The organism is Variovorax sp. KBW07 (genome assembly GCF_003852515.1).
Classification (GTDB): Bacteria; Pseudomonadota; Gammaproteobacteria; order Burkholderiales; family Burkholderiaceae_C; genus Variovorax.
This window is the reverse complement of the sequence record NZ_QAJK01000121.1, coordinates 24,535-26,724: the sequence shown is the minus strand read 5'-3', so window position 1 is coordinate 26,724 and position 2,190 is coordinate 24,535. Positions and strand designations below refer to the sequence as shown.

2 protein-coding genes are annotated in these 2,190 nt (G+C 66.0%); one reads left to right on the top strand and one right to left on the bottom strand.

Annotation, left to right across the window (positions count from 1 at the left end):
• Positions 1-38: 38 nt before the first annotated feature.
• A complete protein-coding gene (locus DBV14_RS22940) occupies positions 39-968 on the bottom strand; it encodes a LysR family transcriptional regulator (protein WP_124462419.1) in 930 nt (309 codons plus the stop codon).
• A 225-nt stretch (positions 969-1,193) separates the two neighbouring features.
• Here DBV14_RS22940 and DBV14_RS22935 point away from each other — a divergent pair, with 225 nt between their 5' ends.
• Positions 1,194-2,036, top strand: a complete 843-nt coding sequence (locus DBV14_RS22935; RefSeq protein ID WP_124462418.1) for an intradiol ring-cleavage dioxygenase — start codon at positions 1,194-1,196, stop codon at positions 2,034-2,036.
• Positions 2,037-2,190 lie beyond the last annotated feature (154 nt).

Here is a 2,190-nt window from a genome sequence, read left to right as displayed (position 1 = left end):
GCCAAAGAATGACCCCGCACCCAAACAGCAGCGTGCCCTTAGTGCGTACCGAAGTGCCCAGTCCACTTGCGCTCGTAGTCCATCCTGGCGAAGTGCGCCGCCATGAAGTCGATGAAGCTGCGGACCTTCGCCGACAGATGTTTGCGGCTCGGATACGCCAGGTTGATCGTCAGGTGCGGCAGGTCCCACTCGTCCAGCGTCGGTACCAGCCGGCCCGCCACGATGTCTTCGTACACGATGTACGTCGGCTGCACCAAGATTCCCATGCCGTCCAGCGCCGCTGCGCGCAACACCTGCCCGTCGTTCGATTCAAGCAGCCCCGTCACCGACACCGTGTGCGTTTCGCCCTTGCGGCTGAAGCGCAGCTCGTTCGGGTTGTTCGCGTGCGTGTAGATCAGCAGTTTGTGCTGCTTCAGATCGTCCAGCGTCTTCGGAAAACCATGCTGCGCAAAGTAGCGCGGCGAGGCCGCCAGGATGCGGCGCGTTTCGCCCAGCCGGCGGATCGTCACGTTCGAATCGGGCTCGTACTCCCGCGTGCGGATCGCCACGTCGATGTTGTTGTCGATCAGGTCGAAGTACCGGTTGGCCGCCTCCACGTGCACCGTCACGCCCGGGTAGCGCTGCGTGTACTCGCGCAGCAGCGGCGCGATGTGGTGGATCGAGAACGACAGCGAAGCCGTGATGCGCAGCGTGCCCGTGGGGTTCAGCGCGGTCGCGTTCACCGTCGACTCCGCATCGGACAGATCGGCCAGGATGGTGCGGGCGCGGCCGCAGAACTCGCGGCCGGTGTCGGTCAGGTACAGGCGGCGCGTGTTGCGCTCCACCAGCCGCGCGCCGAGCCGGGCTTCGAGCGCGCTCAGGTGGCGGCTCGCGGCCGCGTTCGACAGCCCCAGCGCCTCGGCCGCGCGGCTCAGGCTGCCGGCATCGGCGATCTGCACCAGCAGTGCGATTTCGGTCCAGCGGTCCATGGCGTGTCTCCGGTGCTTCTTGCTGTCTTGTCGGTCCGACTTTTTCGAGCCCGGACGATTTTGGCGCACGACGGGGTGCGACCGTTCCGCTGGGCGGAAAAATCATTTGCGCCCGCGGTGCTTTCGCGCGGGCGGGCGCAGACCTACAGTGCGCTTCTGCGAAGAGCCAGATAGATAAACAGACAGATAGCCAGCCAGCCAGACGACCGACAAGGAGACACCACGATGCGCAACCTCAACCAGGACAACATCACGCAGGCCGTGCTCGCGCGCTTTGCCGACACGCCCGACGCCCGCCTGCGCGAGATATTGACCAGCCTTGTGCAGCACCTGCATGCGTTCGCGCGCGAGGTGAAGCTCACCGAGGAAGAGTGGTTCAAGGGCATTCAGTACCTTACGGCGACCGGCCAGAAGTGCGACGACAAGCGGCAGGAGTTCATCCTTCTGTCGGACGTGCTGGGCCTGTCGATGCTCACCATCGCGATGAACAACGACAAGCCGGCCGGCTGCACCGAAGCCACGGTGTTCGGTCCGTTCTACTTCGAGGGCGCACCGGAATACGAGCACGGCGACGACGTGGCCAACGGCGCAAAGGGCGCGCCCTGCGACGTGTTCGCGACGGTGCGCGGCCTGGGCGGCGAGCCGGTGCCCGGCGCGGTGGTCGACGTGTGGCAGGCCGACGAGGGCGGCCACTACGACGTGCAGCACGAGGGGCTGGACCACTCGGAGAACCGAGGCCGCCTGCGCACGGGGCCAGACGGTTCGCTGCACTTCAAGAGCGTGCTGGCGGAGGCGTATCCGATCCCGGTCGACGGGCCGGTGGGCGATTTGTTGCGCGCGACGAAGCGCCATCCGTGGCGGCCCGCGCATCTGCATTTCAAAATCGAGGCACCGGGTTACGAGCGCCTGATCACGCACGTGTTCCGCGAGGGCGACCAGTGGCTGGACTCGGACGCGGTGTTCGCGGTGCGTCAATCGCTGGTGGCGCCGTGGACGCAGCAGGCCGATGGGCGGTGGCGTCTCGACTTCGACTTCGTGCTGAGTCCTGTGAACTCTCGGGCCGGATAGTTCGCCCGGGCCTTTGTTTCTTGGCGCTGCTGTTTGGGAGCGGGTGCGGGTTCGGGGTCCTTCAGGGCGCGTGCGACTGACACCGGGTACTTCCCTCCGCGAATGTCCCCCGCTTCGCTCCTCCTTTATTTCGCTGCGGGAAGCACCCGATGCC

Bases quoted from the DNA above. Each gene is read 5' to 3' on its own strand.
- DBV14_RS22940 (WP_124462419.1), bottom strand. From the start codon at position 968: ATGGACCGCTGGACCGAAATCGCACTGCTGGTGCAGATCGCCGATGCC.
- DBV14_RS22935 (WP_124462418.1), top strand. From the start codon at position 1,194: ATGCGCAACCTCAACCAGGACAACATCACGCAGGCCGTGCTCGCGCGC.